Source organism: Streptomyces katrae, assembly GCF_000966975.1.
Lineage (GTDB): Bacteria > Actinomycetota > Actinomycetes > Streptomycetales > Streptomycetaceae > Streptomyces > Streptomyces katrae.
The window spans coordinates 1-4,063 of the sequence record NZ_JZWV01001340.1 but is presented as its reverse complement, the minus strand read 5'-3'; the positions used below and the strand labels follow the sequence as shown (position 1 = coordinate 4,063).

Annotated in this window: 5 protein-coding genes; 3 read left to right on the top strand and 2 right to left on the bottom strand. The window is 71.9% G+C overall.

Going from position 1 to position 4,063, the window contains the following annotated elements:
• The first annotated feature begins 276 nt into the window (after positions 1–276).
• Both VR44_RS36990 and VR44_RS36985 read left to right on the top strand, forming a co-directional pair.
• Positions 277–804 (top strand): GlcG/HbpS family heme-binding protein, encoded by a 528-nt coding sequence (locus VR44_RS36990; protein ID WP_211275209.1) that lies wholly within the window; start codon positions 277–279, stop codon positions 802–804.
• Between the two features lie 19 nt (positions 805–823).
• On the top strand, positions 824–2,239 hold the full coding sequence (locus VR44_RS36985) for a M1 family metallopeptidase (RefSeq protein ID WP_045952053.1): 1,416 nt from the start codon (positions 824–826) through the stop codon (positions 2,237–2,239).
• 55 nt (positions 2,240–2,294) lie between these two features.
• Here the strand turns inward: VR44_RS36985 and VR44_RS36980 are convergent, their stop codons facing one another.
• Positions 2,295–2,870: a TerD family protein gene (locus VR44_RS36980; RefSeq protein WP_045952052.1), complete on the bottom strand. Its 576-nt coding sequence runs from the start codon at positions 2,868–2,870 to the stop codon at positions 2,295–2,297.
• Between the two features lie 174 nt (positions 2,871–3,044).
• On the opposite strand from VR44_RS36980, the gene arfB reads away from it, so the two are divergent.
• On the top strand, positions 3,045–3,470 hold the full coding sequence (arfB, locus tag VR44_RS36975; protein WP_045952051.1) for an alternative ribosome rescue aminoacyl-tRNA hydrolase ArfB: 426 nt from the start codon (positions 3,045–3,047) through the stop codon (positions 3,468–3,470).
• A gap of 59 nt (positions 3,471–3,529) precedes the next feature.
• Here arfB and VR44_RS36970 read toward each other — a convergent pair.
• Positions 3,530–4,063: flavin reductase family protein (locus VR44_RS36970; RefSeq protein WP_052714001.1), on the bottom strand; the 534-nt coding region annotated here is incomplete at its 5' end.

The following is a 4,063-nucleotide window of genomic DNA, read 5'->3' as shown; positions in this document are numbered from 1 at the left end:
ACCCCGTCCCCGCCCCCGGCCCGGCAGACCGGGAAGCTCCGCAAAACCAGCCTCGCCTGGGGCCCCCAGCGGTAGCCGGCCTGCGTTTTGGCGCGGGGTGCGGGGCGGGGGGTCGGTAGGGACAGGAAAGCGGGCGGGTGGCCCGGGCGCATCGGCCGATCGGTTGACCCTCGGGTCAACCGGTGCGGTCGGTGGGGCGAGCCGGTACGGGGACGGGTGGGGGCGGGGGCGGCGGTGATGGTTGGAGGGAGCCAGTCGAGACCACCAGGAGCTGAGATGAACACCCGTACCCGCGTCCTCACCGGTACCGCCCTCGCCGTCGTCCTCGGCGCCGGGACCTTCGGGGCCGTGAGCGCGAGCGCCACCCCTGCCAAGAAGGACGAGGTCAAGAACAACAACTTCACCACCTCGACCCACCTGACCATCGGCGCCGCCACCCGCGCCGCCCAGGCCGCGCTCGAGGCCGCCGAGAAGGAGAACCAGAAGGTCACGGTCGCCGTGGTGGACCGCAACGGCAACACCATCGTCACCCTCCGCGGCGACGGTGCGGGCCCGCAGTCCTACGAGTCCGCGCAGCGCAAGGCGTTCACCGCCGTGTCCTGGAACGCCCCGACCTCGGTGCTGGCCGGCCGGCTCGCGCAGGCTCCGAACCTGAAGGACATCCCGGGCACCCTGTTCCTCGCCGGTGCCGCCCCGGTCCAGGCGGACGGTGCGCCCGTCGCCGCCGTCGGTGTGGCGGGTGCGCCGAGCGGTGACCTGGACGAGAAGTTCGCCAAGGCCGGTGTCGAGGCCCTGTCGAAGTAACCCACTTAGGATCGGGCGTGTGGAACTCCGCACGCTCACCCGTCTCGCCGCCCCCGCCCTCGCCGTCCTGCTCGCCCTCACCACGGGGTGTACGGGGGCGACGGTGCAGGGGCGGCCGGGCGCGTCGGGGCTGCGGGATCCGTACTTTCCCCGGGCGGGCAACGGCGGGTACCAGGTGGAGCACTACGCGCTGGACCTGGCGTACGACCCCGCCGACGGGGAGCTGCGCGGGACGGCGGTGATCACCGCGCGGGCCGGTCAGGGGCTCAGTTCGTTCAATCTCGACTTCAGCGGGCTGAAGGTCGAGGGTGTGGACGTGCAGGGTGTGGCGGCGCGGTTCAACCGGACGGGCAACGAGTTGACGGTGCGTCCGGCGAAGGACGTGCGCAAGGGTGAGGTCTTCCGGACGCGGGTGGACTACGCGGGCCGGCCGAAGGCGCTGGTCGATCCGGACGGGTCCAAGGAGGGCTGGATCACCGCGGAGGGCGGTTTCGCGGCCGGTGTGGGGGAGCCGGTGGGCTCGATGGGCTGGTTCCCGGGCAACCACCACCCCAGTGACAAGGCCACGTACGACGTCACGGTGACCGTTCCGGCGGGGTACGAGGCCGTGTCCAACGGGGAGTTGCGTTCCCGGCGGGACGTGGGGGGCGGGCGCACCGAGTTCGCGTGGCGGAGTGCGGAGCCGATGGCGAGCTATCTGGCGACGGTCGCCGTGGGGAAGTTCAAGGTGAGTACGGGGCGGACCGCTTCGGGGGTGTCCGTCTACCAGGCGGTGGCGCCGGCGGAGGAGGAGGCGTCCCGTGCCGTGCTGGCGCGGGTGCCGGAGATGGTGGAGTGGGGGAGTGCGACGTTCGGGCCGTATCCGTTCGGGACGGTGGGTTCGATCGTGATGCCCGCGCGGTCGCTGGGGTACGCGCTGGAGACGCAGACCAAGCCGGTCTACCCGGGTGCGCCCGACGAGGAGCTGGTGCTGCACGAGCTGGCGCACCAGTGGTTCGGGGATTCGGTGTCGCCGAAGTCCTGGAAGGACATGTGGCTGAACGAGGGGTTCGCCACGTACGCGGAGTGGCTGTGGGCGGAGACCCACGGGGGTGTGAGCGCGCAGCGCCGGTTCGAGGCGTTCCTGGCCGGTGACACGTCCGTCGACGCGCATGCCGGGGTCGACTGGGCGGCTTTCCCGCCGGCTTCACCGCCCGGTGCCGAGCACATCTCCGATGACCCGGTCTACTACCGGGGTGCGATGGTGCTGCACCGGATCCGGCAGGAGGTGGGGGACGAGAAGTTCTTCGGCCTGCTGCGGGGCTGGGCCGCCGATCACCGCTACGGGAACGCGAGCACGGCCGACTTCACCGCGTATGCGGAGCGGCGTACGGGGGCGGACCTGAAGAAGGTGTGGGACGTGTGGCTCTACGGGGACGAGCGGCCGAAGGCGTAGGGGGTGACCCCTTCCCGGGGACGGTCGGGAAGGGGTCTGCCGCGGTGGGGCGGTCTCAGACGTTGACGCCGAAGTCCTGGGCGATGCCGGTGAGGCCGGAGGCGTAGCCCTGGCCGACGGCGCGGAACTTCCACTCGGCGCCGTTGCGGTAGAGCTCGCCGAAGACCATGGCGGTCTCGGTGGCGGCGTCCTCGGAGAGGTCGTAGCGGGCGATCTCGGCGCCGCCGGCCTGGTTGACGACGCGGATGTACGCGTTGCGGACCTGGCCGAAGTTCTGGCTGCGGGAGTCGGCGTCGTAGATGGAGACCGGGAAGACGATCTTGTCGACGCTGGCGGGCAGGCCGGCCAGGTTGACCTTGATGGACTCGTCGTCGCCGGAGCCCTCGCCGGTGCGGTTGTCACCGGTGTGGACGATGGTCTGGTCCGGGGTGGACTTGTTGTTGAAGAAGACGAAGTGGCCGTCGGAGACGACCTTGCCCGTCGCGTCGACCGCGATGGCCGAGGCGTCGAGGTCGAAGTCGACACCGGTCGTCGTACGGACGTCCCAGCCGAGGCCGACCGTGACGGCGCTGAGGCCGGGGGCCTCCTTCGAGAGCGAGATGTTGCCGCCCTTGGACAGGCTTACTGCCATGTGACTGGTGTCCTTCCTCGTCATTCCGGGTGCTCGGCCCCGATGTGGGGCCAAGCTACCGCTGCCCTTCATAACGCGGGGAGGGGGCGTGGAGGTTCCAGGGGGGTTCCGCGGGGGTGCCCGGGGCGGGAAATGAGGGTGACGGGGGCGGGGCGGGGGCGGATCATAGGGGCCATGCCTGGTCCCTATGTCATCCGCGGTGCGGTCGTGCTCCCCGAGGCGGAGCTCGCCTGGCGGTTCTCGCGTTCCTCCGGGCCGGGCGGGCAGCACGTGAACACCTCGGACTCGCGGGTGGAGCTGCTGTTCGACGTCGCCGCGACGAAGGCGCTGCCGGCGGTGTGGAAGGAGCGCGCGCTGGAGCGGCTCGCCGGGCGGCTGGTGGACGGGGTGCTGACGGTACGGGCGTCCGAGCACCGGTCGCAGTACCGCAACCGGGAGATGGCGCTGGTGCGGATGGCGGCGGTGCTGGCGGAGGCGACGGCGGCCCCGCCGAAGGTCCGGCGGCCGACGAAGATCCCGCGCGGGATCAACGAGCGGCGGCTGCGGGAGAAGAAGGCCCGGTCGGAGACGAAGCGGGGGCGCAGCTCGCGGGACTGGTAGGCCCTGCGGCGCTTCGCCGCCTGGGCTTCCGTTCCCGCTCCGGCCGTCCCCCCTTCGTGCTACGGCAGCAGGTGGCGGTAGCGGCCGCGGAAGTAGGTCAGGGGCCGGGCGTCCGGTGACGGGAACGAGGCCGTCAGGACGTGCCCGATGACCAGGGTGTGGTCGCCCGCCGGCACCCGGGACCGCGTACGGCACTCCAGGGTGGCCAGGGCCCCCGAGATCAGCGGGGCCCCCGAGGCGGCGCCGCGCTCGTAGGGGATGTCGGCGAACAGGAGCCGGTCGCTGATGCGGCCCTTCATCGAGAACCGGCTCGCCACCTGCAGCTGGCTCTCCGCGAGCAGCGACACCGCCCACAGCGGCTGCTCGGCCAGCAGGTCGTCCATCCGGGAGCCCTCGCGCACGCTCACCAGAACCAGCGGCGGTTCCAGGGACACCGACATGAACGCGGTGGCGGTCATGCCCACGTCCTCGCCGCGCGGCCCGCCGGCGGTCAGGGGCGGCTCGTGGGCGGTGATCAGGCACACGCCCGCCGCCAGCCGGGACATGGCGGCGCGGAACTCCTCATTGCTCACCCCCTCAGGATGGGGGGAGAG

Excerpts from the sequence above, each read along its gene's own strand:
- VR44_RS36990 (WP_211275209.1), top strand. The coding sequence starts at position 277 with ATGAACACCCGTACCCGCGTCCTCACCGGTACCGCCCTCGCCGTCGTC.
- VR44_RS36980 (WP_045952052.1), bottom strand. The coding sequence starts at position 2,870 with ATGGCAGTAAGCCTGTCCAAGGGCGGCAACATCTCGCTCTCGAAGGAG.
- arfB (WP_045952051.1), top strand. The coding sequence starts at position 3,045 with ATGCCTGGTCCCTATGTCATCCGCGGTGCGGTCGTGCTCCCCGAGGCG.